Genomic DNA, 23,577 nt, shown 5'->3' with positions numbered 1-23,577 from the left:
AAGCCCAGGGCAAATGGTATTGATTTTGAGGACAAAACTCGTCTTCTCGGGGATACTGCTTGCTGCGCAGTGCGGGCTTGCATTGCAGGCCTCCGGTCAATCGCAAATAGCCCGTCAGTCATTGGTTACTGTGTCAGTCTCCGATTCTACCGCCGGACCGGAAGAAGGAGTAACGACCTCGACGTATTGGCATTCTTCAAGGCCCAGCGCCGTAACGCAGCCTCGATCGTCTCGGGGTGGTCCATTCTCGTCGGTTACGATTACGGCCCATGCGAATACCCTTGGCGCAGGGATCGAGGTGGCAACGCCACTCTCCCATAGTTTCGGCCTGCGAGGGCAGGGAAATTTCTTTTCGTTCGACTACCTCTTCAACATCGATGGTGTGGACTACGACTCGCGCTTGAACCTTCGTTCCGGTGGTCTGAGCCTTGATTGGTATCCAACGCACCACAGTTTTCGTGTCAGCCCTGGTGTGCTCTATTACAAGAACAACCTGACGGCGATCTCGAGTGTTCCTGCGGGAAACTACTTTGAGCTGGGTAGCCAGGGGTTTATCAACAGCGTCGATGACCCGTTGAACGGCAATGCAACGGTCATCTTCCCGCACCATATGGCGCCAATGATCACAGTTGGATTCAATCTTCTTGGCAAGCGCGAGAGCCGCTTCTCCATACCTCTGGAGTTTGGAGCTGCCTATACGGGAGCGGCAAAGATCGACGTGACCCTCAACGGCACTGCATGTACCAATGAAGGATGCTTCACTTTTGCGAAGAACCAGGAGGCGCAGACCAGCCTTCAGGAAGAGATCAAAAAGCTCAATAACGATCTGGAGAGCTATCCGATTTATCCCATCGTCTCCATTGGCTTTGCCTACCGGTTTGGCCGTTAGCGATTTACATCCACCAACCCCTCAGGCAGACGGAAGACAATCCTTCGTTCATGCAGATCGAACGACTCCAGAAACGCCCTCACGAAGGGGATAAGAATCTCAGCGCCATCAGGAGAGCGAACCTCGATCAGCGACGGAACGTCGTCCAGCTTCGCGCCGTCCGATGAAGCGGGGAAGTCCACCCCGGTAACCTCGCCGATCGGTATCTCACGGTTGAAGACCGCACATCCAATCAGATCGCTCACATAAGCGGAGCCTTCAGGCAGTGCCACCCGCTCTTCTTCAGGAATAACCACATCGAATCCAGCCAGGGATTCGGCATCCGTGATGCTTTCAACCCCATCAAACTGCAAGACGATGCGGCCTTTATTCCTGCCAACCGGCTCCCACGAGGAGACAACCCTGACCTTCTTCGCCGTGCTCAACTCTCCCTCAAATCCAGGAGGGACAAGGTAAAGGTCATCGCGCGCGGTAAACCGCTCCGGAAAGTCTGTCAGTAGTTCGGCCAGCAACTCTCCTTTGCGTCCTTGTGGACGGAGAAGATGAGCCAGCACGGTCAGCGACGGAGCGGGGGTGGGCATAAGCTCAGTCTATTCAAATTCGTAGGTGTTCGGGTTCAGGGAACACCTTAAGCATTGTGTGTCGAATCATCCTCGACGATGTCGAGCGCAAAACGATGCCGGACCTTCATGCTCGCCGCTGCCAGAATCGTACGAAGAGAGCGGGCGGTTCGACCCTGTTTGCCTATGACTTTGCCAATATCGCCTGGCGCTACCCGCAACCTGAGAACTGTTGCTTCGCCGTCGCGAAAGGCCTCTACGGAAACGTTCTCAGGGGAATCAACCAGTGCCTTGGCGATCTCTATCACAAGGCTGGTCATATTCTGTAAGCTTCCGTCGTCTTCCCCCGGCATATTCGTAGCCTGAGACATTTTTCACACCTCCTGGGTTCACAATGCGGGCTTCTGCTCAGACCTTTCGCCTCGTCTATTGCGAGATCTTTCAGGATGTGCCAAAAAAAACGAGCTTAGCCGACTAGTCTATGACCTGAAACCTTGCAAAAATTTGCCTTGCAGAGCCTCAGGTCAGAGAATCGCAATACCAGAAGTTTACGTGACGAAACCGCAGATGCAATATGGAGAACCTGCGGTAACACCAAATCTTTGGGAACTATCGAATGTTCCCAAAGTAGGCATCTGAAGTAACTTACGCGGCAGCCGGTGTGCTGCCGGCCAGCAGCTTTTCGACTCGGTCAGAGAGCTGGGCGCCTTTGCTGGTCCAGTAGTCGATGCGGTCGCGCTTGAGCTCGACGCTCGCAGGATTGGTGCGTGGGTTATAGGTGCCAACCACCTCAACCGAGCGTCCGTTACGGGCGCGATCTTTCTCAATAACAACAATGCGGTAGTGGGGCTGCTTGCGCGCTCCTACGCGCGCCAGACGAATCATCAACACAGGAAAAGCCTCTCAGAACGTTAGTTTGGGTGGCGTTACTCAGGCGACGCACCGATGAAGCGAACCGGAGATCGCACAGAACCCAACACCTAAGTATGGCGGAAATCGCTGGTTTTCGCAATGGAGCTATCGAAAATATGGAAGCTGGTCGCACCTGGCTCGGGCAGCGTTTTCTCCCGAAGTTTCTTCCTGCGGTCTATTTCAGAAGGAATTCTCTTTAGCGAGTGGTTACTTCTGCGGTAGACTCCTGTGTGTCAGTTGATAAACATCCCCGCCGGACGTGCTTCTATGAGGCAAAAGGGAGAAGTTGTGGGCCAGTCGCCGAAGACAAAGGGTGAAAATCCAGTTCGTACCGCCGTGCGTTTTCCTATGAAGTTACCTTTGCAGATACAGACTCAACAAGGGGAACTGCATGCGGTAACGGAGAATATCTCGGCCAATGGGTTGCTTTTTGTAAGTGACCGGCTACCTGAGATTGATAGCAGAATCGAATTTACGATCGCTATGCCCTCAGCAATTATGGGATCCGAAACAGACGTAACGATTCACTGTATAGGCCGCGTGGTCCGCCACTATCAGCAGGATGGAGAAAAGAAAGCGGCGGCAGTGATTGATGAATATTTTCTAAAGGCTTGAACTATGACGGTTGTTCATTTTGATCACTCTCGGGAACCTGAAGAGAACCACGAGGAAGACAGCAACTCCCCCGCGATTCGAGTCATTTTGGCAGACTCTCAGGCCATCTACCGTGTAGGCATGCGCAAGGTATTTGCTCTGGAAGACGACATCCGCGTCGTTGCCCAGGTCGAAACCCTTGGTAACCTCCAGGCGGCACTTGCCCGTTATCCCACCGATGTCGTCGTCCTTGAAGGACAGTTGGTCGCCGGCACCATCGATGCGATCCCTGAGTTGGTACGGCAGGCCCCTGACGCCAAGCTCATCGTGCAGGTCATGGAGTCGGACGAGACCAACACCGTCGAGCTCTACCGGCGGGGTGTGCGAGGTGTCGTGCCGCGTTCCATCTCGCCCGATCTTCTCGTCAAGTGCGTCCGTAAGATTGCCGAAGGCGAAACCTGGATCGACAATCAGTCCATCAACTGGGTCATCGAAGCCTATCGCTCCCAGGCAACGACCCTGACCAACCCCAAGGTTCAGCCCAAGCTCTCTAAAAAAGAACTTGCCATTATCGGTTGCATCACTCGCGGTATGCGGAATAAAGAGATCGCCTACCAGATTGGAACGACCGAGCAGGTCATCAAAAACTATCTGCGCAAGGTCTACGACAAACTGGGCGTATCGGACCGCCTGGAGCTTGCCCTCTACTGTCTTCATCATGAGCTGCTAAAGAAATACACCACCGAAGCGGAAGCTGCTCTGTTGCATCAGACCGAGCCGACACAGCCGCTTCGAGCCAAGATGTAAAGGCACTCAATCGGTGTATAAGAAAGGAGCCCGTGTGGGCTCCTTTCTTTATTGCTTGCGGCCGCAGTACCTACTGTTTGTCGATCTCCACGTCGATCGAAAACTTTATGTCGTCTCCGATCACAGCATTGGGAGTTCCCGATCCGAAGCTGTAGTCGCTCCGTTTCAACTTGCCTGTAGCGGAGAAGCCGCTGCGAGTCTTGCCCTGCTTGTCGGTTTGCGGTGGCGCGGGGCCATCGACATCAAGCGTGATGCTCTTCGTCACCCCATTCAGCGTGAGATCCCCTGTCATCGTCAGCTTGCCGCCAGCGTTTGAGATGCTCGTCGATTTGAAGCTAAGCTGAGGATATTTCTGCACGTCGAAATACTTCGGCGATTTCAAGTCCTGATCTCGCCGTTCGACATTGGTGTTGATCGTCGTCGTATCGGCTGTAGCATCTACCTTCGATTTGGTGATGTCCTTCTCGTCATAAGCAACAGTGCCCTTTACGCCAGTGAGCGAACCATGCACATTTGAGACTCCAAGGTGCCGGACCTCGAAGTTGATGCTCGAATGGTTGGGGTCGATAGTCCAGGTGGATTGAGCATAAGCGCTGGTCCCTGCAAGCGAAGCCGCTGCGAGGGTAAGGGCCAGTGCAAACCGTTTGTGCATAGTAGTTTCCTCTTTCGTGAGTGGTGCGGCACATGAAATAAACATCGGATGTTGGGAAATGTAGGACGATGCTACTAGATCGAAAGACGCTTGCGAAGAGGCAGAAGTCAACAAAATTCAACATTGATTAGCTGTGTTACATGAGCAGAAGGGCGCAGCCAATCGTAGCCTAGGAGTGCTAGCATCTCGCGATATGGCTTTCTTTAGTGAACTCAAGCGCCTGAGCCCGGCGCAGCGGAGCACCTTCGCCGCCTGTTTCCTCGGTTGGACACTCGACGCTTTCGATTTCTTCCTCCTCACCGTCTGCCTCAAGGCTATCGCGGCAGAATTCCACGTTGGGATCAAGGAGATCGCCGAGGCAATCTTTTTCACTCTCGTCATGCGGCCGGTCGGAGCGCTGATCTTCGGCCTGCTGGCAGAGCGGTATGGCCGCCGACCCACGCTGATCATCAATATCATCGCGTTCTCGGTCTTTGAGCTGGCCTCGGCGTTCGCTCCAACGCTGACAATCTTCATGGTCTCCCGCGCCCTGTTTGGAATTGCGATGGGCGGTGAATGGGGAGTCGGCGCGGCGCTTGCCCTCGAGTCGCTCCCCGCCAGTGGCCGAGGCGTCTTCTCAGGCATCCTGCAGGAGGGATACGTCGTCGGCAACCTGCTTGCGGCCGCCCTCTACGGCCTGGTCTTTCCGCATCTGCATGGCACCGGCATGTTCACCGGATGGCGCGTCATGTTCATGATCGGAGCCCTTCCCGCGCTCCTCGCCTTCTACATGCAGTTCAAGGTCGAGGAATCGCCGGTCTGGCTCGAGGCTGAGCAGCGGAGGCGGGCAGAAGGAGCGGCGAAGAAGGGCATCGACTTCAAGCCATTCCTCACCTACCTGCCAACCTTCCTCTTTCTCGTGCTGCTGATGACCGCCTTCAACTCCTTCAGCCACGGAACCCAGGATCTCTACCCCACACTGCTTGAAAAGGACCACGGCCTTTCCCCGAGCCACGTAGGGCTGATCGTCGTCATCAGCAATGTTGGCGCCCTGCTTGGAGGCATCATCAGCGGCGCGCTGTCGGAGAGATTCGGGCGCAAGCGCATGATCATCATCGCGGCGCTCTCGGCGATTCCAATGATTCCGCTATGGGCATGGTCGCACACTATTCCCATGCTCGCGCTGGGTGGCTTCCTGATGCAGTTCGCCGTGCAGGGCGCGTTCGGGATTATCCCCGCTCATTTGAACGAACTCTCCCCGGGGCCGGTTCGTGCGGTCTTCCCGGGCTTCGCTTACCAGCTAGGCAATCTCGTTTCGTCAAGGAATGGAGTCTTCCAGGCGGCATTTGCGCAGCGCTATTCGGGAGGCGTCCTAACCACAGTGATGTCATGGACCGTAGTCGTGGGGGCCATCGCCATTGCTCTCGTCACCGGCCTCGGACGAGAAGCGCGCGGGGAAGACTGGACGAAATCAGAAGAAGCCGTCCCCGCACAGCAGAAGAGCCTCTCCTGAGGCCCGTTCTCACTGGGGCTTTCTCGACGTCAGGAGATGGACGATCTGCTTTTCTATTTCGGGGAGACTTACTTCGCCCTGGTATCGTGCGACCACCTTGCCATTCGTGCCGATGAGATAGCTGACTGGAAGCCCGAGCACCCCGCCGTAAAGTTCGCTCAAATGCTCATCGCCCATCACAACCGGGTATGTAATCCCCAGCTTGCGTGAGGCCTTCTGGACGGGGGCCGAATCGTCGTCCATCGAAACGCCGACAACCTGGAAGCCCTGCGGGCCGTACTTTGTTTGCCAAGAGGCAAACTTCGGTATCTCGGTGATACACGGACCGCACCACGTCGCCCAGAAGTTCAACAGCACAACCTTGCCGCGATAGCTGCCGAGATTTACAGGTTTACCGTCGATTCCTCTGCGGGTGAACTCCGGGGCGACGTGGATTGTTGCCGCCTTCGGGGCATTCGTTGCAGTTGCGGCTTCGGCCGGGGCAAATGAGGAAGACGCGAGAGCAGCAGCAATCGCGAGCTGGAAAAGTGCTCGCATCATTGACGTCCCTTTGCAACTGGGTAGCCTTTGTCAACCCAGTCGGTGCCGAAGTTGTCGGCAAGGTAAAGCACCTTGAGATTGGTATATCCCGCATCGTGCAGGAGGTTGTATGCGGGCGCGATATTTGGGCAGCGGCCCCACGGGCAACAACCGCAATAGAGGACGATGGCCGTGTCCTTGGGAAGAGAGGCGACACGGGTCTTCAAGGCGTCGAGACCGGTCTGTTGCCTTCCGGGACCGACGTACTCGGAACCAGGAATATGCGCTGTGGCAAACATGACGGCCGAGCCGACGTGCAGCATGATTGGCTTGGGCGAATCCGACTGAAGCGTTGCAAGGAGGTCGGCTGGCTGGACAAGGCTGGCCTCAGGGATGGATGTGGCCGGTACATGTGCTTGTTGTGCGACGGACCGGGACGGCAAAAAGGCAATCTGGGTAATTGCGAGCAAAACCATCAGGAAAAAGCGGCAAAGTCTCATACTGCTAAGTTTACCGTTAGCCCCGTCTCCTAGCGAACGACGATTAGCCTCCTGCGGTTCATCAGTGCGTCTGTGCTTTGGATCGATGGATCTCCGGCCCAACCATCAGAATCACTGGTGCAGGCCCGACGTCGGCGCTGGAGAGGGTACCGAGCGTAGCTACATGAACATGCTCATCTGGCGTTGAAGCGCCAGACACCGCCGTGCATGGTGTCGCAGGGGAGATTCCTGAGGCGATCAGGTCGGCTGCCAGCGTCTCGAAGTCGCGGCCCGGCATGTAGATCACCAGCGTGGCTTCGTTTGGGAACGCTCCGGACCAGCTTGGCGTCAACGACACCTTACCCGCCGCATGGTGGGCCGTAGCCAGTATGAGCTTTGATGCCCGCGCGCGGTCTGTCAGTGGAGCTTCTAGCGAGGCGGCGACTGCAAATGCTGCCGTAATTCCAGGGACAATCTCAAACGGAATCGAATGCTCGCGGAGGAAGGCAATCTCTTCGCTTGCGCGGCCAAAGATCAGTGGGTCGCCCGACTTGAGCCGCACAACCGAGCTTCCAGCCCGCGCGTGTTCGAGCATCAGTTCATGGATGCCTGCCTGCGTAATTCGTGGCTGGCCGCAACGCTTGCCGACAGGAATGATGTTAGCCGTAGGGCTTGCGAGGCCAAGGATCTCGTCCGATACCAGATCATCAGGAAGGATCACATCGACAGTCTTAAGCAGATGAGCGGCCCTCAGCGTAAGCAAAGCCGGGTCTCCTGGGCCAGCGCCGACCAGGTAAACGTTGCCGGATTCTGCGTCTGGGATGGAGATCACGCCTTCTCCGCCGGGATAGGATTCGTGAGCGCATGCTCACGCGCCAGCAGCCGCGAGGGACACTGGTCGTAGCCGCAGACCTGCCGTTGTGCCAACTCATGCAGCAGTAACCGGCGAGACTCATTCAGCGGCTCAGCGGCCACAACCTCGCGGCGAAGCTGTCCGAGCTCTGCCAGCCAGTTCCCAAGATCGAGCGGAAGCTGCTCGTTCAACTCCTTGCGAAGCTGCTGCGCCAACGCAGGCGAGTTTCCGGCCGTCGAGACGGCAACCTGAAGCTCGCCACGCCGGACGACGGAAGGGAAGTAGAAGTCGCAGAACGGCGGATCGTCGACGGCATTGCACAGCACGCCGGTCGCTGTTGCCTCCGCAAAGACTGCCCGGTTGACCGCAGGATCGTTCGTCGCGGCGACGACCAGGAAGGCTCCCGCCAGATCGCCAGGTTGATACGTTCGCTGGTGGAACTGTATCTCGCCCGCGGCCGCCTGCACGGCGATCCTCTCGCTGGCCGCCGGAGCGATGACAGTCACTGTGGCATCGGCTGTGCGCAGCGATTCGATCTTCGACTCGGCAAGATGCCCCGCGCCGATGACAACGCATCGCCGTCCGGTCAACTTCAGGAAGATCGGGAACAGTGACATGCGATTAGGCTACTCCTCACGTTATTCAGCAGGAGCCAGGCGGCCCGCGCCTACCGGAGGAGCATCCCGCTCGACAGCCTCGATCACCTCTCCTGCAAGCTGCGCGCGGAGCGTGACGTCGTCTGTGCGGTCGAAGTACGACCGCAGGTCCTCGCCCGCAGTGCGTGCGGCAAGGTAGCCGTTCAGCAGCCGCTCGATCGCTGCGGGCACATCCGTGGCTGCGGCACGATACCCAAGCTGGCGCGCCGTCCTCGCATACTTGCCGACCGATCCGCCCACGCAGAAGAAGAAGGCGTCAACCATCTCGCCGTCCTTCTTGATCTTCTTGCCCTCGAGGCCGATGTCGGCGATCCAGTGCTGGCCGCAGGAGTTGGTGCAACCCGTAACGTGCAGGCGAATCTGCTGGTCGAATCCCGGCAGGCGGTCCTCAAGCTCCGAGACAAGCCACTTGTTGAAGCCCTTGGTCTCCGCGATCGCCAGTTTGCAGAACTCGGTTCCCGTGCAGGCGATGGCTCCGCGCCAGAAGGGCGATACATCGACGTTCAGTCCCAGTGTGTTGAGTTCGATGACCAGAGCCGCTGTCTCGCGGTCGGGCACGTTGACGATGAGGATGTTCTGCCCAATCGTTGCGCGCAGGCTTCCGTCACCGTACTTCTCAGCGAGTTCGGCGAGCTTGAGCAGTTGATCGCCGGAGAGGCGTCCGTTGAGCACCGAAGCACCCACAGCCGAAAGGCCAGGCTGGCGCTGCGACGTGATGCCGATATGGTCGCGATAGATGTCCGCCGGTACATTGTCTGCCGTGACCGGGCTCGGATCGAGCTTATAGCCAAGCCTCGCCTCCAGCGCCTCAAGGAACGACTCCGCGGTCCAGCCGAAGCGCATGAAGAGGTACTTGATGCGGGCGCGGCTGCGGTTCTCGCGCAGGACCTCGGTGTCGCGGAAGATCTCAGCCGTGGCCGTGGCCACCGCAATGGCCTGGTCCTGGCGCACGAAGGCGGGAATACGCACCGCGATGTGCGGCTCCGTCGAAAGGCCGCCGCCGACGCGGAGCGTGTAGCCGATCTCCTCAACGCCGTTGACCGTGCGCTTGATCGCGGTCAGCGAAGCGTCGTTGATCTCCGGGAACGAGCACCACAGCGGGCAGCCCGAGACAGTGAACTTGAACTTGCGCGGAAGATTGTAGAACGCCGTATTCGCGTTGAGCGTGCGTGCGACCTCGATGGCAAGCGGGCTCGCGTCGATCAGCTCGTGGCCGTCAAGACCGGCAAGCGGGCAGCCCGTGACGTTACGCACAACGTCGCCACAGGCTCCCTTGGAGCTGAGCCCCACGGCCTCCAGCGCATCCACGACCTCGACCAGGCCGCCGATCGTCAGCCAGTGAAGCTGGATGTTCTGGCGCGTCGTGATGTCGGCGAGGTTGCGTGCATATTTCTTTGTCAGGTTGGCGACGACGCGGAGCTGTGCGCTGGTGAGAATGCCATTCGGCAGCGCGATGCGCATCATAAAATATTCCGTGGATTTGCCCTCGCCGGCGGTGCCGCCGGTTACACCGAGGCCGTCTCCCTGGGTGTAGACGCCCCACCAGCGGAAGTACATCATCCAGTCGGCTGGGATCGAATCGCGTCCGTCGCGCGCAAACTGGCGAACCTCATCCCACGCCTCCCACGGGTTCTTCTCCCGCTTCAGGCGCTCACTCTTCTGGGCCTTGGTCTCTTTCACTGGTGCTGATGGCGCGGTCGACATTGGTGAAACTCCCTTTGAATTTTGGTGTGAAGAATAGAAAACCCACTCGTAAGATGGAGTGGGTGTATGCTGCTTTGCATATTCTTCAGTGGGTTACAGGAAGAAGTCAGGCAAAGAGAACAACAGCCACCCGGCCGCGACAACACGCGCAACAGGTCATGGTCATATTGTTGTTCTTCGCCATGTCTAAAGGCTAATCGCGCCGTGGGTGAGAGTCAAGAGAAGTCTGCGTGATACTGGCGTAATCAAAAGGGAGCGAGTGGCTTGAAAAGGGTTCTGTTGGCAGTCTTTATGGCGCTTTTGGTCATCTCCGCCAGTGCGGCTGAGAAACGAAGAAGTGTAACTGAAAAGATTGAATGGACTTATACCGACCGGCCCCAAGCCCCCAATCCCTCCCTGCCCAATGTGCTGCTCGTAGGCGATTCCATTACGCGTGCCTATTACATGGCCGTCGCCAGCGATCTCGCCGACAAAGCAAATTGCTACTACTTCGCCACCTCTGCCTCTGTTGGAGACGAACGCCTTACGCTGCAGCTCGCCGAATACTTCAAGATGATCGATGTCCGGTTCGACGTCGTTCACTTCAACAACGGGATGCATGGCTGGGGATACACCGAAGACGAGTACAAGCGCTACTTCCCGGAGCTTCTGTCCGCTGTGCACGCCGGAGCGCCATCCGCCCGCTTGATCTGGGCCACCATCACCCCAGTGAGGAAGGACAAGCAGGACGGCGCAACCAACGCGCGCATCGACTTGCGAAACGAGATCGCCGGAGAGTTCGTCGCGACGCAGAACATCGCAATCGACGATCTGCACGCACTGATGCTGCCGCACCAGAACCTCCATGCCGACGATGTGCACTTCAACGCCGAGGGAAGCGCCATCCAGGGAAGGCAGGTAGCCGCTCTGGCTCTGAAGCTCTTGTCTGCGAAATAGCTTACTCTGCCTGCGTCAGGGAAAATTTGTGCCGGACGTCCGAGCCGCGCACCCAGAAGATCACGTCTTCGGCAATGTTGGTTGCGTGATCGGCCGAGCGCTCGAGATTGCGCGAGACGATGATGGCGTTCAGTGCCTGCGCGCTGATCTCCGGCTGCTGCTGCATCACCTCGACCAGTTCTGCCTGCACGACCCTGTTCATCTCGTCGATCTCGTCGTCCATCGCCAGCACATCTTCGGCCAGGCGGGCATCCGCCTCCAGCAGCGACTGAATCGCGCTGCGGATCATGATTCCCACCTTCTCGCCCATGTCCGGAATGTCGATCGGCAGTTCGATCGGCGGAGCACCCGCCAGCGTCTGCGTTCGCTGCGCAATGTTCGAGGCCTGGTCTCCGATCCGCTCCAGGTCGCCGTTGATCTTGATCACCGACAGGATGAAGCGCAGGTCGATGGCCATTGGCTGCTCCTTGGCGAGAAGATCGTATGCCATCTCGTCGACGTCGCGCTCCGCTGCGTTGATGGCCGTCTCAATCACTTTGACGTGTTCGCAAAGCGCCTGGTCGCCGGTAAGGTATGCCTCAAGTGCAAGAGACAGAGCCTGCTGCGAGAGCGCAGCCATGGCCAGAAGTTTGTCTTTCAGTGCTACAAGCTGCTGCTGAAAATTGATTCGAGGCATTCAGCCACCTCCGTGGTGGTGATGGTCTTCTATTGTGACGCACGTCTGCGGCCAGTGTGTTGATTTTCTGCCAGGCCGAGTGGCGAATTGTGTACGCCTTTTGTGTCAGTAAAGCAGATAGTTCGCACGGCGCTGCTTGAACTCGTCGAGGTCCGTCTGCCATGACTTCACGATGTTTCGCGGATCGTCCCCATTTTTGATGGAGAGCAGCGTGTTGACGCTGCGGAGCAAAACATCTCCGCGATCGAGGTTGAACTGCTTGGGGTAGAGCCGTCGTATGGCGCAGATCATCTCGATGCCGAGCGCGGGCGAGTCGAGAACGTCGCGATTGGTGAGCGTGAGATGTACGGCGGGAAGCGTTTGACCGTGGTACGGATAGTGATTGGCATCTTCTTCTATCGTGATGGTGGATGCAGAGAATGTGACGCCGGGAATATTGCGCGCATTGAGGGCTGCGGCCAGGGCCGGCGCATCGAAGAAGGGAGCTGCAATGTTTTCAAACGGCATAGGCGTTCCCCGGCCGACGGAGACATTGGTAAATTGCAGCAGCTCGACACCCGGATAAAGTGTTGCGGCGTTTACGCTGCGAAGATTTGGGCTGGGATTGATCCATGGCAGGCCGGTCTGGTCGTAGTACATCGCCCGCTGCCAGTTCTCCATCTTGACCACGGTCACCAATGCGCCAAGAGGAACCTGTACATTCGGCGATGTAGTGCTTACAACACGTCGCTCGCCGTTGATGTAACGCGCAAGCTCACCAAGGGTCATGCCATGGCGGATGGGCATCTGCATGTAGTTGGTGTAGGTCTCGCGGTCCGGGTCGGAGACGGCACCCTGTACCTGCACACCGCCAATGATGTTCGGCCGATCCAGCACGATGATCTCAAGGTTGTGCCCCTGCTTTTTCTCAGCGGACGCAGCCTCGACGAAGTAGCCGGTCTGGGCTTCATACGTGTAAAAGCGCACACCCGCATCCTGCAGATCGACAATCACTGCGTCCAGGTCCTTCAACTGCTCGTGCGTCGGGTGGCGCGATTCGGGCTTGGCTCCATACAGCGAGGTGACAGCGATATGCGTTGTAGGATCGACCTCACCCGAGATGCCTGCTTCGTCCTTTGTACCAAAGAGACCGTGCTCCGGGGAGAAGATGGCCTTGACCTCAAGCCCCGGCACTGCCTTCGTCGCCTCGGTCGCAAGCAGGTCGATCGTTCTATGGCCGTGGGCGTCCAGCCCACTCTGGTTCGTAAGAATACCGAGACGAAGGTGATTGCTGTGACGCTTGGCAGCCTCCGCCAGCGCGGCGTAGTGCGTGGATTCAAGAACGTCGATGCCTGTGAGAGTTGGGCTACTCGAGCCGTACAGGTGAAGCGCCCTCGCCGCGGCTGTCGCAACCTGCCCGCGAAGTACGGAGACCGATCCACCGCCACGAGGATGAACGGCGTTGGTAAGAAGAACGACGTAGGTATTCGACTGCGGATCCATCCACAGCGTCGTGCCGGTAAAGCCGGTATGTCCGAAACTTCCGATCGGGAAAATAGAGCCGCGTGGACGCGAGAAGGCCGTGTTGATGTCCCATCCAAAGCCCCGTGTGGCAACGCCTTTTGTCGTCTGTCCATCGGGAGTGAAGATCGTCGCCCCGGCTTCGGCAGTCGCAGGTTGCTCAGGCTTCGTCATCAGCTGCAGCGTCGATTGCTTCAGGGGGAAGGGACCCTTGTTGTAGAGCAGCTTCTCCAGCAGGGCGCTGGCATAAAGCGAGACGTCATGCCCGGTGGAGAAGAGTCCGGCGTGTCCTGCAACTCCGCCCATGCGACGCGTCGTGGGATCGTGGACGGTGCCGCGAAGGAGATGGTCGTAGTCGGGGTTCTCAGCAGGATTGTCCTTCGACTCATCATCATGGGCTGTGGGCGCTGAACTTGCAATGAGTCGCGAACTCCAGGATCCAGCCTTGCAAGCGGCGCCCTGACCCTGTTGCTCCGAGGGCTTTGGCAACTCGATCGCCGCGCCGGAGGCATCATACGGACCGCAGACCTTTGCAAAAGGGTGATACCCAGTTTGCGTCATCCCCAGAGGCCTGAAGATGTGCTCCTGCACGTACACATCCTCCTGCTGTCCTGAGAACTTTTCAACCAGCACACCCAGCGTGATGAAGTTGATATCCGAGTAGACAAACTTCGTTCCAGGGGGATTGATGAGCGTCGACTCCATGGCGCGCTTCACACCCTCGGCCTTATCGGGAGCAGCCAGCCCCCATGAATCCTTCAAGGAAACATCGGGCGCAAGCCCGGAGTAGTGCGTCAACAACTCGCGGATCGTCACCTTTTCCTTGCCATTGGCGGCAAACTCCGGCAGGTACTTCACCACGGGATCGTCGAACTGATACTTGCCCTCTTCATAAAGCTGCATCATCGCCGTCGCTGTCGCCAGGCACTTGGTTAATGAAGCCATGTCGAAGATCGTGTCCTCGCTCATGAGTTCGGCGGCCGTGCTTCCATCCGGGCTAACTTCACCGGCGATCTTGCGGTTTCCATATGCTTCGTGGAAGACCACCTTGCCGTCATGGCCGATTTCAACCACCGCGCCAGGCAACTTCTTCGCGGCAATGGCTTCGTTGATCAGTGTCGAAACCTGCGTAAAATCAGGTGTCGACGCGATGGCTCGCGTACCTGGCTTTGCAGCGGTCTGTGCGCCTGCCATGCGTGCCGCCGGAACCAGGAGCGCGAGAACCACTGCAACTGTCACAGCAGCCTTCATCCTGGACTTCGGCATCAAAATGCTTGCGATATAGCCAACGATAAATGTCACAGCGGCTCCGATCAGTACGTACCACGTCCACGCTACGCGAGGCAGCGTCATGTCGCCAACCAGCGGCAGGTTGGCAAGGTGAATCGGGGCTGTCTGCAACCATAGCGCCACGTTGAGAGCAAAGCCGACCACCAGCCCAACGATTGCGCCGGCCTGCGTCGCATTTCGTGTCAGGGTCCCCAGCAGAAATACGCCGAGCAGCGCGCCATAAGCGACCGAAGCGATAGAGAGCCCAATCTCCACAACATGTCCCTTGCCGCCCGCCTGAATGCTGTACACAGCGATGGCAAACAGCACCAGCGCCCACACCACCGTCGATGAGCGCGAGATCATCATGCGTTCGCGCTCATCCGCCTCCGGTCTCCAGTGCATGTAAAAGTCAACCACGGTCGTCGACGACAGCGAATTGAGCGCGGCGGAAAGGTTTGACATCGCGGCGGCAAGGATAGCGGCCACTAACAATCCGGCGATACCTACCGGCATCTCGCCGACGATGAAGGAAGGGAAGAGCCTGTCGGAAGCAATGTTCACATTGCTTCCGTAAAACACCCAAAGCCCAGCGCCGATCAGAAGAAAGAGCGTGAACTGCACAAAGATCACCACGCCGGAGGAGAGAAGCGCCAGTCGCGACTCGCTAAGGTTCTTGGCTGCAAGCAGGCGTTGCACCATCAGTTGGTCCGTTCCATGCGATGCCATCGTCAGGAAGGTACCCCCCAGCACGCCTGCCCAGAAGGTATAGTTTTGCGTCAGGTTGAGCGCAAAGTTGAAGATGTTCAGCTTACCGGCAGCCGATGCAGCCGCGTGGATGTGTCCCCAGCCTCCAGGAACATGGGTTCCCAGAGTGGCAATTGCGACCGCCGTGCCCGCGATATACAGAAGCATCTGGATGACATCCGTCCAGATGACCGCCGCCATACCGCCCTCAAAGGTATAAAGCAGCGTCAAGGCTGAGATGATCGCAATCGAAAGCGTGTCGCCCGTGCCAATGGCGATTGCAACGACGATAGAAACTGCAAAGACGCGCACCCCTTCCGCCGCCGCTCGCGTGATCAGAAACAGTCCAGCCGTCACCTTATGCAACGTGCGGCCAAATCGCTGATCGATGAGCTGGTACGCCGTCAGCATCTCACCCTGAAAATACTTCGGGAGGAACAACATTGCCACCATCACGCGGCCGAGCATATAGCCGATGACGACTTGCAGAAAACCGAAGTCGCCCGCGAAGGCGACGCCGGGAATGCTGATGATCGTCAGTGTGCTGGTCTCCGCCGAGACGATCGAAAGCGCAATCGCCCACCACGGAGCGCTGCGGTCTGCCAGGAAGTAGCTCTTCAGCGAACGCGCGCCCGCGTTCTTGCCTTCGCGAAATCGCAGACCAAACAACGTAATGCCGACCAGATAGACGACGATGATGCCAAGGTCGAAAGTATGTAGGTGTGATGCAGATACAGCAGCTTGCATGTTAGCGAGTGTATAGCGGCGAAGCCTCATCCTGCATCGCGGCACACAATTGCATCTATGAAACGGTTTGCAGGCGTCAGGCTACTGGAGTTCCATACAGCAGAGTCTGTTTCCGTTTGCCTGCTGCATTGAAGACGTTGAAGTTTGCGGGCTGTCCAGGAGCTACAGAACCCACCGTACCTTCGAGCCCAAGCAGCATTGCCGGATTCGTCGACGCCAACTTTGTTGCGATATCGAGCGGCACTCCCGTAAAGCGCTGCAGATTCTCCACCGCGCGGCCCAGAGTAAGCACGCTTCCGGCCAAGGTCTTCTTCCCGCGCGCGAGATCGTCGGCGGCAAACGCTCGGCCTTCGGAGACCTTCACCGCAAAGGTGCCCAACATATAGTCGCCGTCCGGCATGCCTGCTGCTGCCATGCTGTCGGTAACCAGAATGGCTCGTTGAGGCCCCTTGGCCTTCATCCACAGACGGACCAGTTCTGGAGCGACGTGGATACCATCGCAGATGAGCTCTGCAAACAGAGCATCGGAGTCCAGGACCTCCCCCAGAATGCCGGGTTCGCGATGGTCGAGTGCGCGCATCGCGTTATAGGTGTGCGTCGCGCTGCGTGCTCCGGCTTCGATACCTGCGCGGGCCTCAGCGGCAACCGCATTCGTATGCCCAAGACTTACCCGCACGCCCTTCGCGGAACAATGCCGGATCAACTCAATAGCTCCGGGAACCTCGGGGGCGATGGTGATCAACCGTATATGCCCCCGCGCCGCCTCCTGGAAGCGGTCAAACAATGCGATGTCCGGCTCCTGTATATACGCAGGCGGGTGGACGCCTCGTTTGATATGTGAGATGAAGGGCCCTTCCAGATGAATCCCTACCGGTCGTGCACTCCGGCGGTCGTATGGAGATTCGATCGCAGATGCAATGCCGTCCAGGGACCGAAGCGTCTTCTCAATCGGGGCCGTAACCGTCGTCGGCAGATAATGTCCTACCCCGGCGCTGCCGTGAAAGCGATTGACTCCGTCAATGGCCTCGGGTGTGGCGTCCATGACGTCGTAGTTTGCCCCGCCGTGAGTGTGAATATCGAAGAACGTCGGGGTCAGGGTCGCTTCGTCCGTGCGAGGAGCAACGCCAGGCTCGATGCTCGCGATGGCGCCATCTCCGTCGATATTAATTCTGGGGAACTCGATGGTCTCCGAGCCGGTAAGAAGACGGCGTGCTGTAAGCGTCTGATGCATATCGATGAAAAAATCCAAACCGCCTTGCGGTCATTGTAAGGGTAAGCGCAAAGATCAATTGGTAGTCCCACTGCTCCGAATAGGTGGACGGAAAGAATACTCTATCTCAGACTAATTCACCGCAGGTGCTGGGATGCCGGCCTCCGCGGCCGGCGGCACAGTCTGCGAGTTCGCCCACTGCCGCTGTACCACGCGCATACGGTCGATGCGGCCCAGCCACATCTGGATCGTGAAGTCATAGCGTTCCAGGTTATTCCTCAGGAAATACGGCCGGTTGCTCTTCAGCCATGCCTGTTCGTAAAGATCGCGGAGAAGCGAGTAGTTGTTCCGCAGATCCTGGAGCCTGCCGTTGACGCCGTTGATCAGGTTCAGTTCGCGGGCGACCTCTGTCCGGTCGTCTTTATTCTTTGATCCCTGAAGCGCGAACGCATGAGCGTAGCTGGCCGCTATCTCGTCGGCCACCTGAAACTTCAACCCGATCAGGTCCATCCGGCGCGCTCCCAGCTCCAGCACGTCGAGCGCGTCCGTCTCGCGTAGATTGGGATTCGCATTCCGTGCCTCTGCCACCAACACCAGCGCGCGCTCCGCATGACGGCGAACCTCGGGAAGAACCGGCCGGATCAGCGCGGCGATCCGCTGGCCGTCCGCATTCCATGGGTCCTGCCAAAAGAGCAGGTCCTGTGCGTCCACCTTGTATGGAGAGTCCTTCAGCAGTTTGTGCGCGGCCATCATCTCCTGCTGCGCCTGGTTGATCTTTCCCGTCGTGTCACCGTGGAAGATCTCGCCAAAGCTGGACTGAAACGCCGGAATAGAGGCCTCTCCCTGGTGCCACGCCGCCTCGGCGCCAAAGAGAATGCCGTACCAGTTAGCGTTGGCCAGCGCCTCGCCGTCGTCGTTCCATATCGTGTTCAACTGACCGGTCGAGCCCAGCTTCTGTCCATCCAGCGTGAACTGCTGAATATTGTCCAGTGCGTTGTTCCAGTTGGGGTAGACACGCGACCAGTTGTTGATGCCAGGCGCGACCCATGTCTCAAAGCCGGCGTCGGTAAACGGCTTGATGTAGCGCATGAAGCCCTTCGGCTGCGGGTTGTACTCCCAAGGAACTGCAATCGTGGCCTTCTTGAAGGAGTCCGGGACCTGCTTCAGAAGCTCGGGTTCCTTGTACGCGATATCACCCCAGAACAGCAGCTTGCGGTTCAGCGGCCTCAGGTCGGCAACGATCTTCTCCAGAAACCCCAGGTACACCGTCCCGAGCCCTTGAGCGTCGACCTGCGCCTTGGTCTGTCCCTTGCCCAGCTCGACCGTCTCGTCCGCTCCCAGGTGCAGGAACGGCCCAGGGTAGACCGCCGCAAGCTCGGTGAACATGTCCTGCGTCAGCTTCTGCGCCTCGGGCTGCGCCGGGGCCAGCACATGGCCGTGCGGCGTCTCGGCGATCGGCGAGTACTGCTCCCAGTTCAGCAGATAGTGCAGGTGTCCGAAGGCCTCCTGCTCCGGGATGATCGTGATGTGGAACTTCGCGGCGTAGGCCACCAGCTCGCGTGCCTGCTCCTGCGTGATCGTGCCTCCGGGAGGGGCCATCAGAGGGTGCCCGGTGTACTGCATCGTGTGCTCAAAATAGGGCGAGTAGACGTTCAGTTTGTATGCCGCGAGCTCGCGAATCTGCTTCTTCTGAAACTCGAACGTCGGCACCGGCCCGCGCGAAAGGTCGTCGCTCAGGCCGCGGTAGCGCATCGCAGGCCAGTCGCGGATGGCGGCCGTCCTTAGGACCGCCGCTGAGCCATTACCCAGGACAAGCTGCTTAACCGTCTGCAAAGCGTAAAAGATGCCTGCGTCGCTCGACGCCGTAATCGCCAGCCCTTTCCCATCAGGGACTATGGCGTACCCCTCGGCCTTCATCTCGGCTGGAAACTCCGCCGGTCCCGGAGCGCCCTTCTTGCCCATGGCATCCGCGAGAATCGCCCGTGAATTTCCTGAGCCATAGCGGGTTATAAGAAGGTTGACTGGCGACGACACATTAACCGCGATGCCGCGTTCTGTCAGGGCGCTCTTAAGATCGTCGATGGCGAAGGTGTCTTCAGCCGGGCATGGCGCAGCGCAGTTGATCTGTATTCCCTGGTTTAGACTCTGTGTCTCCCCAGCTCGAACCTCGCGGGGAACAGGGATTAGCTTCAACGCCGTCTGAGCAGGCAAGAAAACGGTCACGGTCGACAGCGCCAACGCAGTCAAACGAAAAAAGTTCATGCCGTTTACGGTAAATCAGTGGCATCCTTCCGGGAAGTTGGAACCTGATTCGCCAACTGCTCGTATCCCATAAAACGATTTAGTTTCCAAAGCGCGAATTGAATTGGTCGACCACTTTCATATTACTTTGATACGCTGCTGTGGTCGTGTTTTGTTCGGAGTCGAACCTAATTGCAACTCAGCCTCCAGCAAGACGTTGCCATGAACTTGTTTTAGTCGTATCTATCGAGGTGTTTTGAATGCTTGATCCCATGCGGTTATTTCCGGTCGAACCGTCAGCTCGTGCAGTTGCAGCGAAACTCTACGACACTGTTCGCGATCTCCCCATCCTCTCGCCGCACGGCCACACAGATCCAGCCTGGTTCGCGAAGGACGAAGCCTTCCCCGATCCTGCAGCCTTGTTCATTCAGCCTGACCACTACATCTTCCGCATGTTGTATTCGCAGGGCGTCTCACTGGAATCGCTCGGCATCCCGCAAAACGATGGCAAACGGCAGGCCGACCCGCGCGAGGTCTGGCGCATCTTCGCCCGCAACTACTACCTCTTCCGCGGCACTCCCACGCGGCTCTGGCTCGACTACTCCTTGAGCACGCTCTTTGGACTGACCGAGCGTCTCGGCACCAGCAACGCCGATGAGTACTACGACGTCATCTCCCGGAAGCTGCAAACTCCTGAGTTCCGCCCACGTGCGCTCTTCGAGAAGTTCAACATCGAAGTGCTCTCCACCACTGATTCCCCGCTCGACACGCTCGATTATCACAAGGCCATCCGCGCGTCTGGCTGGAAGGGAAGGGTGCTGCCCACCTTCCGCCCAGACGTCGTCATAGATGCCGAATACACGGGCTTCCTCGAAAACATCGAAAGACTCGGCGCTATCACTGGGGAGAAGGTCGGCACCTTCAAGGGGTATCTCAACGCTCTGCGCAACCGCCGTGCTTTCTTCAAGTCCATGGGTGCCACCGCGACCGATCACGGTCACCTCACCGCAATGACCGCCGACCTCGACGCGCAAGCGGCCGAGTCGCTCTATCAACGCATCGTCTCCGGTCGCTCCACGCCTGAAGAGCAGCAGATCTTCCAGGCGCAGATGCTCACCGAGATGGCGGGCATGTCCGTTGAGGATGGCCTCACCATGCAGCTTCACCCCGGCAGCATCCGCAACCACAACAAGCTCGTCTACGAGAAGTTCGGCCGTGACAAAGGTGCCGACATTCCTTCAGCCACCGAGTACGTCCGCAACCTGCGTCCGCTGCTCTCGAAGTACGGCAACGAACCCGGATTCACCTTCATCCTCTTCACGCTCGACGAGTCCACCTTCTCGCGCGAGCTCGCCCCCCTCGCCGGACACTATCCCGTGCTTCGGCTCGGTCCGCCGTGGTGGTTCCACGACTCCCCCGAGGGCATGATGCGCTTCCGCGAGACGGCCACCGAGACCGCCGGCTTCTACAACACCGTCGGCTTCAACGACGACACCCGCGCCTTCCTCTCCATCCCCTCGCGGCACGACGTAGCCCGCCGCATCGACTGCGCCTTCCTCGGCAACCTCGTCGCGCAACACCGCCTCGACCAGGACGAGGCCTTCGAGGTCGTCAAGGATCTCACCGTCAACCTCGTCAAAAAAGCCTACAAACTCTAATCGCACTTCCAGCAAAGGGGCGTGGCCATCCCAGCCACGCCCCCTTCCTTTTCCAGCCGCACAATTTTTCGGTTGTCATTCCGGCCGGAGCACACAGCGCGAAGTGGAGGAATCTGCTTCTATAGCTGTTTTCACAAAGGTGTAGAGGGGACAGCCGTCAAGGGCCAAAGGCCCGCACCATACCAGCCTGGGGCATAGCCCCAGGCTGGTATCCACCACGATACAAGGGCTGAAGGCCCGCTCTATAGCTTTACGAAAACCGCCATAGCCCTCAACCCATCGCGGCCTGCAGCGTGTCTTTGAACAACCCAGTCAACTTCACCCACGCCCGCTCTGCTTCAGGCTTGTTGTAGGCCGGGTTGTCCGCGACCGTCCATCCATGCCTTGCCGCATAGGTCTCGCTCTCGAACCTGCCGCCCCAATGCTTCAGCACCTTCTCAAACTTTGTAATATCCTCGGCTCTCATGCTGCCGTCCTCGCTCGCATGGCCGAAGTAGAGCCGAGCCTTCACCTGCGGCAGCACCTTGTGCGGGCTCGCCGGATTGCCCTCCTTGTACAGCCCGCCGCCATGGAACGATGCCACCGCGCCTACCCGGTTCGCCCGTACCGCCGCCGCGCGCAGGGCGATTCCCCCGCCGATACAGTACCCCACGACACCCACCGTTCCTTTGCCAGTCGTCGCCTGCTCTATCAGGTAGTCCAGATACACAGCCAGGTCCTGCTCCAACTTGTCCGGCGTCAGAGGAGCACTCAACTCCCCGATGCGCGTCAACCTCTCCTGCGTACCATGCTTGATCGTGGGCGGGAACACAGGCGTAGCGCTCGTCCGGTAGAACGGATTAGGCATCAGCACCGTGTAACCCTCATCCGCAAGCCGCCGCGCCATCTGCCGCATCGCATCGCGGATGCTCCCTATATCCGGCACAAACAGAACGCCAGGCAGCGCCTTGCCATCATCCGCCTTATACAGAACTGCTTCGGCTGTTCCATCGGGCATTGCGAGCTTCAAATCCTGCTCTTTCATAAGCGTCTCTCCTACCGCCACGGTAGCGTCTTTACCCCTCAGCGTAAAATGGCGTGACATGAGCCTCTACTTTGCCGCCGGTAGTCCGACCACTGAGATGTCGGTCGAAGAACTTCGTAAAAATCTATTTACTGCATTGGATGCCATCGGCGTCAGGAACAAAGTCCTCGCCGTCCCACCGGACTTTACCCGCTTCCACTCGCAGGCCGGCGTCATCACCGAACTGGCATGGGATTACTACGGCTCGCGCCTCACCGATGCCCTTCCCGCGCTCGGTACGCACAAGGCCATGACCGATACAGAGATTGCGACAATGTACGGCGCTACCCCGCGCTCGCTCTTCCGCGTCCACGACTGGCGCAACGACGTCGTCACCCTCGGCGAGGTCCCTGGCTCCTTCCTCTACGAGGTCTCCGAGGGCAAGGTCGACTACCCGTGGCCCGCACAGGTCAACAAGCTCCTTCGCGACGGCGGCCACGACCTCATCCTCTCCATCGGCCAGGTCGTGCCCCACGAGGTCGTCGGCATGGCCAATTACAACAAGAACATCTTCGTCGGAACCGGCGGCTCCATGGGGATCCACCGCTCACACTTCCTCGGGGCGGTCTACGGCATGGAGCGCATGATGGGACGCGCGGACACTCCCGTCCGCCGCGTGCTCAACTACGCCAGCGACCACTTTGCCACCAGCCTGCCCATCGTCTATGTGCAGACCGTGGTTGGCAAAAACGCTGAGGGTAAGCTCGTCCTTCGCGGTCTCTACATCGGTGACGACGTCGAGTGCTTCAACCTTGCCGCCGACCTCGCGCTCAAGGTCAACTTCCAGATGCTCGATCGCGAGATTCACAAGGCTGTCGTCTTCCTCGACCCCCACGAGTTCCGCTCCACCTGGCTCGGCAACAAGAGTGTCTATCGCACCCGCATGGCGCTGGCCGACAACGCAGAACTCATCGTCCTCGCGCCCGCCGTCCACGAGTTCGGCGAGGACGCGGCCATCGACAAGCTCATTCGCAAGTACGGCTACTGCGGTACTCCAAAGACTCTCGAATACGTCAAGGAAGACCCTGCGCTCGCCGGTAACCTCTCCGCCGCCGCGCACCTCATCCATGGCTCCAGCGAGGGCCGCTTCACCATTCGCTACTGTCCCGGCCACCTCACGCGCGAGGAGATCGAGAGCGTCCACTTCCAGTACGGCGACCTCGCCGAATACACCGCGAAGTACAACCCCGAAATACTCAAGGATGGCTGGAACACCGTAGGCGGAGAAGAGATCTTTTATATCTCCAATCCCGGCCTCGGCCTGTGGGCATACAACGGCCGCTTCAAGAACTAGCGGGGTCCGGTTTCAAATGTCGCTCACATGAATTGTCATCCTGAAGCGCAGCGGCGTGGAGGGATTTGCTGTTCAACAGATTGTCCCCGCAAATTCATACCGCTGTTTGCACAAACCCA

Annotated in this window: 21 protein-coding genes; 7 read left to right on the top strand and 14 right to left on the bottom strand. The window is 58.5% G+C overall.

Translation table 11 applies throughout. From position 1 onward, the window contains the following. The first annotated feature begins 13 nt into the window (after positions 1 to 13). On the top strand, positions 14 to 889 hold the full coding sequence (locus JSS95_05850; GenBank protein ID MBS1799332.1) for a hypothetical protein: 876 nt from the start codon (positions 14 to 16) through the stop codon (positions 887 to 889). On the opposite strand, the gene rimM is transcribed toward JSS95_05850, so the two are convergent. The 3 genes from rimM to rpsP all read right to left on the bottom strand — a co-directional run bounded on the left by rimM (position 886) and on the right by rpsP (position 2,334). Next, the gene (gene rimM / locus JSS95_05845; GenBank protein MBS1799331.1) at positions 886 to 1,470 is read right to left on the bottom strand and encodes a 16S rRNA processing protein RimM; all 585 of its coding nucleotides are present in this window, start codon (positions 1,468 to 1,470) and stop codon (positions 886 to 888) included. The genes JSS95_05850 and rimM overlap by 4 nt on opposite strands. A gap of 47 nt (positions 1,471 to 1,517) precedes the next feature. Next, a complete protein-coding gene (locus JSS95_05840; protein ID MBS1799330.1) occupies positions 1,518 to 1,769 on the bottom strand; it encodes a KH domain-containing protein in 252 nt (83 codons plus the stop codon). A gap of 325 nt (positions 1,770 to 2,094) precedes the next feature. Continuing rightward, complete coding sequence (rpsP, locus tag JSS95_05835) at positions 2,095 to 2,334, bottom strand: 30S ribosomal protein S16 (protein MBS1799329.1); 240 nt, start codon at positions 2,332 to 2,334, stop codon at positions 2,095 to 2,097. A 294-nt stretch (positions 2,335 to 2,628) separates the two neighbouring features. Between rpsP and JSS95_05830 the strand changes: the two genes are divergently transcribed. Both JSS95_05830 and JSS95_05825 read left to right on the top strand, forming a co-directional pair. After that, positions 2,629 to 2,976 carry a PilZ domain-containing protein gene (locus JSS95_05830; GenBank protein MBS1799328.1) on the top strand — a complete coding sequence of 116 codons (348 nt, stop codon included), beginning with the start codon at positions 2,629 to 2,631 and terminating at the stop codon, positions 2,974 to 2,976. Positions 2,977 to 2,979: 3 nt separating this feature from the next. Continuing rightward, positions 2,980 to 3,762: a response regulator transcription factor gene (locus tag JSS95_05825; GenBank protein ID MBS1799327.1), complete on the top strand. Its 783-nt coding sequence runs from the start codon at positions 2,980 to 2,982 to the stop codon at positions 3,760 to 3,762. Between the two features lie 70 nt (positions 3,763 to 3,832). Here JSS95_05825 and JSS95_05820 read toward each other — a convergent pair whose 3' ends face one another. Next, a complete protein-coding gene (locus tag JSS95_05820; GenBank protein MBS1799326.1) occupies positions 3,833 to 4,414 on the bottom strand; it encodes a polyisoprenoid-binding protein in 582 nt (193 codons plus the stop codon). 193 nt (positions 4,415 to 4,607) lie between these two features. On the opposite strand from JSS95_05820, the gene JSS95_05815 reads away from it, so the two are divergent. Next, the gene (locus tag JSS95_05815) at positions 4,608 to 5,906 is read left to right on the top strand and encodes an MFS transporter (GenBank protein ID MBS1799325.1); all 1,299 of its coding nucleotides are present in this window, start codon (positions 4,608 to 4,610) and stop codon (positions 5,904 to 5,906) included. A 9-nt stretch (positions 5,907 to 5,915) separates the two neighbouring features. Here the strand turns inward: JSS95_05815 and JSS95_05810 are convergent, their stop codons facing one another. The 5 genes from JSS95_05810 to JSS95_05790 form a co-directional block, all read right to left on the bottom strand. After that, positions 5,916 to 6,446 (bottom strand): TlpA family protein disulfide reductase, encoded by a 531-nt coding sequence (locus JSS95_05810; GenBank protein MBS1799324.1) that lies wholly within the window; start codon positions 6,444 to 6,446, stop codon positions 5,916 to 5,918. Next, on the bottom strand, positions 6,443 to 6,868 hold the full coding sequence (locus JSS95_05805) for a rhodanese-like domain-containing protein (protein ID MBS1799323.1): 426 nt from the start codon (positions 6,866 to 6,868) through the stop codon (positions 6,443 to 6,445). The genes JSS95_05810 and JSS95_05805 overlap by 4 nt, the downstream gene beginning before the upstream one ends. Positions 6,869 to 6,986: 118 nt before the next feature. Then, entirely contained in the window at positions 6,987 to 7,727 is a 741-nt protein-coding gene (gene cobA, locus JSS95_05800; protein ID MBS1799322.1) for a uroporphyrinogen-III C-methyltransferase, read from the bottom strand. Between the two features lie 5 nt (positions 7,728 to 7,732). Next, on the bottom strand, positions 7,733 to 8,374 hold the full coding sequence (locus tag JSS95_05795; protein MBS1799321.1) for a bifunctional precorrin-2 dehydrogenase/sirohydrochlorin ferrochelatase: 642 nt from the start codon (positions 8,372 to 8,374) through the stop codon (positions 7,733 to 7,735). 21 nt (positions 8,375 to 8,395) lie between these two features. Further along, on the bottom strand, positions 8,396 to 10,117 hold the full coding sequence (locus JSS95_05790) for a nitrite/sulfite reductase (GenBank protein ID MBS1799320.1): 1,722 nt from the start codon (positions 10,115 to 10,117) through the stop codon (positions 8,396 to 8,398). A gap of 291 nt (positions 10,118 to 10,408) precedes the next feature. On the opposite strand from JSS95_05790, the gene JSS95_05785 reads away from it, so the two are divergent. Beyond that, positions 10,409 to 11,053 (top strand): SGNH/GDSL hydrolase family protein, encoded by a 645-nt coding sequence (locus tag JSS95_05785; protein MBS1799319.1) that lies wholly within the window; start codon positions 10,409 to 10,411, stop codon positions 11,051 to 11,053. Position 11,054: 1 nt separating this feature from the next. On the opposite strand, the gene phoU is transcribed toward JSS95_05785, so the two are convergent. From phoU to JSS95_05765, 4 genes are all read right to left on the bottom strand, one after another. Continuing rightward, positions 11,055 to 11,729, bottom strand: a complete 675-nt coding sequence (gene phoU / locus JSS95_05780) for a phosphate signaling complex protein PhoU (GenBank protein MBS1799318.1) — start codon at positions 11,727 to 11,729, stop codon at positions 11,055 to 11,057. A 105-nt stretch (positions 11,730 to 11,834) separates the two neighbouring features. Next, a complete protein-coding gene (locus JSS95_05775) occupies positions 11,835 to 15,992 on the bottom strand; it encodes a sodium/solute symporter (GenBank protein MBS1799317.1) in 4,158 nt (1,385 codons plus the stop codon). Between the two features lie 76 nt (positions 15,993 to 16,068). Then, complete coding sequence (gene nagA, locus JSS95_05770; GenBank protein MBS1799316.1) at positions 16,069 to 17,223, bottom strand: N-acetylglucosamine-6-phosphate deacetylase; 1,155 nt, start codon at positions 17,221 to 17,223, stop codon at positions 16,069 to 16,071. 111 nt (positions 17,224 to 17,334) lie between these two features. Beyond that, positions 17,335 to 19,464: a family 20 glycosylhydrolase gene (locus JSS95_05765; GenBank protein ID MBS1799315.1), complete on the bottom strand. Its 2,130-nt coding sequence runs from the start codon at positions 19,462 to 19,464 to the stop codon at positions 17,335 to 17,337. 239 nt (positions 19,465 to 19,703) lie between these two features. Between JSS95_05765 and uxaC the strand changes: the two genes are divergently transcribed. After that, the gene (gene uxaC / locus JSS95_05760; GenBank protein MBS1799314.1) at positions 19,704 to 21,101 is read left to right on the top strand and encodes a glucuronate isomerase; all 1,398 of its coding nucleotides are present in this window, start codon (positions 19,704 to 19,706) and stop codon (positions 21,099 to 21,101) included. Positions 21,102 to 21,372: 271 nt separating this feature from the next. Here uxaC and JSS95_05755 read toward each other — a convergent pair whose 3' ends face one another. Then, positions 21,373 to 22,185, bottom strand: coding sequence for a dienelactone hydrolase family protein (locus JSS95_05755; protein ID MBS1799313.1), 813 nt, complete (start codon positions 22,183 to 22,185; stop codon positions 21,373 to 21,375). Between JSS95_05755 and JSS95_05750 the strand changes: the two genes are divergently transcribed. Beyond that, complete coding sequence (locus JSS95_05750; protein MBS1799312.1) at positions 22,184 to 23,458, top strand: DUF2088 domain-containing protein; 1,275 nt, start codon at positions 22,184 to 22,186, stop codon at positions 23,456 to 23,458. The two genes, JSS95_05755 and JSS95_05750, sit on opposite strands and share 2 nt — an antisense overlap. Positions 23,459 to 23,577 lie beyond the last annotated feature (119 nt).

The organism is Acidobacteriota bacterium, assembly GCA_018268895.1.
Taxonomy (GTDB): domain Bacteria; phylum Acidobacteriota; class Terriglobia; order Terriglobales; family Acidobacteriaceae; genus Edaphobacter.
This window is presented reverse-complemented; position numbering and strand designations above follow the sequence as displayed.

Excerpts from the sequence above, each read along its gene's own strand:
- JSS95_05850 (MBS1799332.1), top strand. The coding sequence starts at position 14 with ATGGTATTGATTTTGAGGACAAAACTCGTCTTCTCGGGGATACTGCTT.
- rimM (MBS1799331.1), bottom strand. The coding sequence starts at position 1,470 with ATGCCCACCCCCGCTCCGTCGCTGACCGTGCTGGCTCATCTTCTCCGT.
- JSS95_05840 (MBS1799330.1), bottom strand. The coding sequence starts at position 1,769 with ATGACCAGCCTTGTGATAGAGATCGCCAAGGCACTGGTTGATTCCCCT.
- rpsP (MBS1799329.1), bottom strand. The coding sequence starts at position 2,334 with ATGATTCGTCTGGCGCGCGTAGGAGCGCGCAAGCAGCCCCACTACCGC.
- JSS95_05830 (MBS1799328.1), top strand. The coding sequence starts at position 2,629 with ATGAGGCAAAAGGGAGAAGTTGTGGGCCAGTCGCCGAAGACAAAGGGT.
- JSS95_05825 (MBS1799327.1), top strand. The coding sequence starts at position 2,980 with ATGACGGTTGTTCATTTTGATCACTCTCGGGAACCTGAAGAGAACCAC.
- JSS95_05820 (MBS1799326.1), bottom strand. The coding sequence starts at position 4,414 with ATGCACAAACGGTTTGCACTGGCCCTTACCCTCGCAGCGGCTTCGCTT.
- JSS95_05815 (MBS1799325.1), top strand. The coding sequence starts at position 4,608 with ATGGCTTTCTTTAGTGAACTCAAGCGCCTGAGCCCGGCGCAGCGGAGC.
- JSS95_05810 (MBS1799324.1), bottom strand. The coding sequence starts at position 6,446 with ATGATGCGAGCACTTTTCCAGCTCGCGATTGCTGCTGCTCTCGCGTCT.
- JSS95_05795 (MBS1799321.1), bottom strand. The coding sequence starts at position 8,374 with ATGTCACTGTTCCCGATCTTCCTGAAGTTGACCGGACGGCGATGCGTT.
- JSS95_05790 (MBS1799320.1), bottom strand. The coding sequence starts at position 10,117 with ATGTCGACCGCGCCATCAGCACCAGTGAAAGAGACCAAGGCCCAGAAG.
- JSS95_05785 (MBS1799319.1), top strand. The coding sequence starts at position 10,409 with ATGGCGCTTTTGGTCATCTCCGCCAGTGCGGCTGAGAAACGAAGAAGT.
- phoU (MBS1799318.1), bottom strand. The coding sequence starts at position 11,729 with ATGCCTCGAATCAATTTTCAGCAGCAGCTTGTAGCACTGAAAGACAAA.
- JSS95_05775 (MBS1799317.1), bottom strand. The coding sequence starts at position 15,992 with ATGCAAGCTGCTGTATCTGCATCACACCTACATACTTTCGACCTTGGC.
- nagA (MBS1799316.1), bottom strand. The coding sequence starts at position 17,223 with ATGCATCAGACGCTTACAGCACGCCGTCTTCTTACCGGCTCGGAGACC.
- JSS95_05765 (MBS1799315.1), bottom strand. The coding sequence starts at position 19,464 with ATGAACTTTTTTCGTTTGACTGCGTTGGCGCTGTCGACCGTGACCGTT.
- uxaC (MBS1799314.1), top strand. The coding sequence starts at position 19,704 with ATGCTTGATCCCATGCGGTTATTTCCGGTCGAACCGTCAGCTCGTGCA.
- JSS95_05750 (MBS1799312.1), top strand. The coding sequence starts at position 22,184 with ATGAGCCTCTACTTTGCCGCCGGTAGTCCGACCACTGAGATGTCGGTC.
- JSS95_05755 (MBS1799313.1), bottom strand. The coding sequence starts at position 22,185 with ATGTCACGCCATTTTACGCTGAGGGGTAAAGACGCTACCGTGGCGGTA.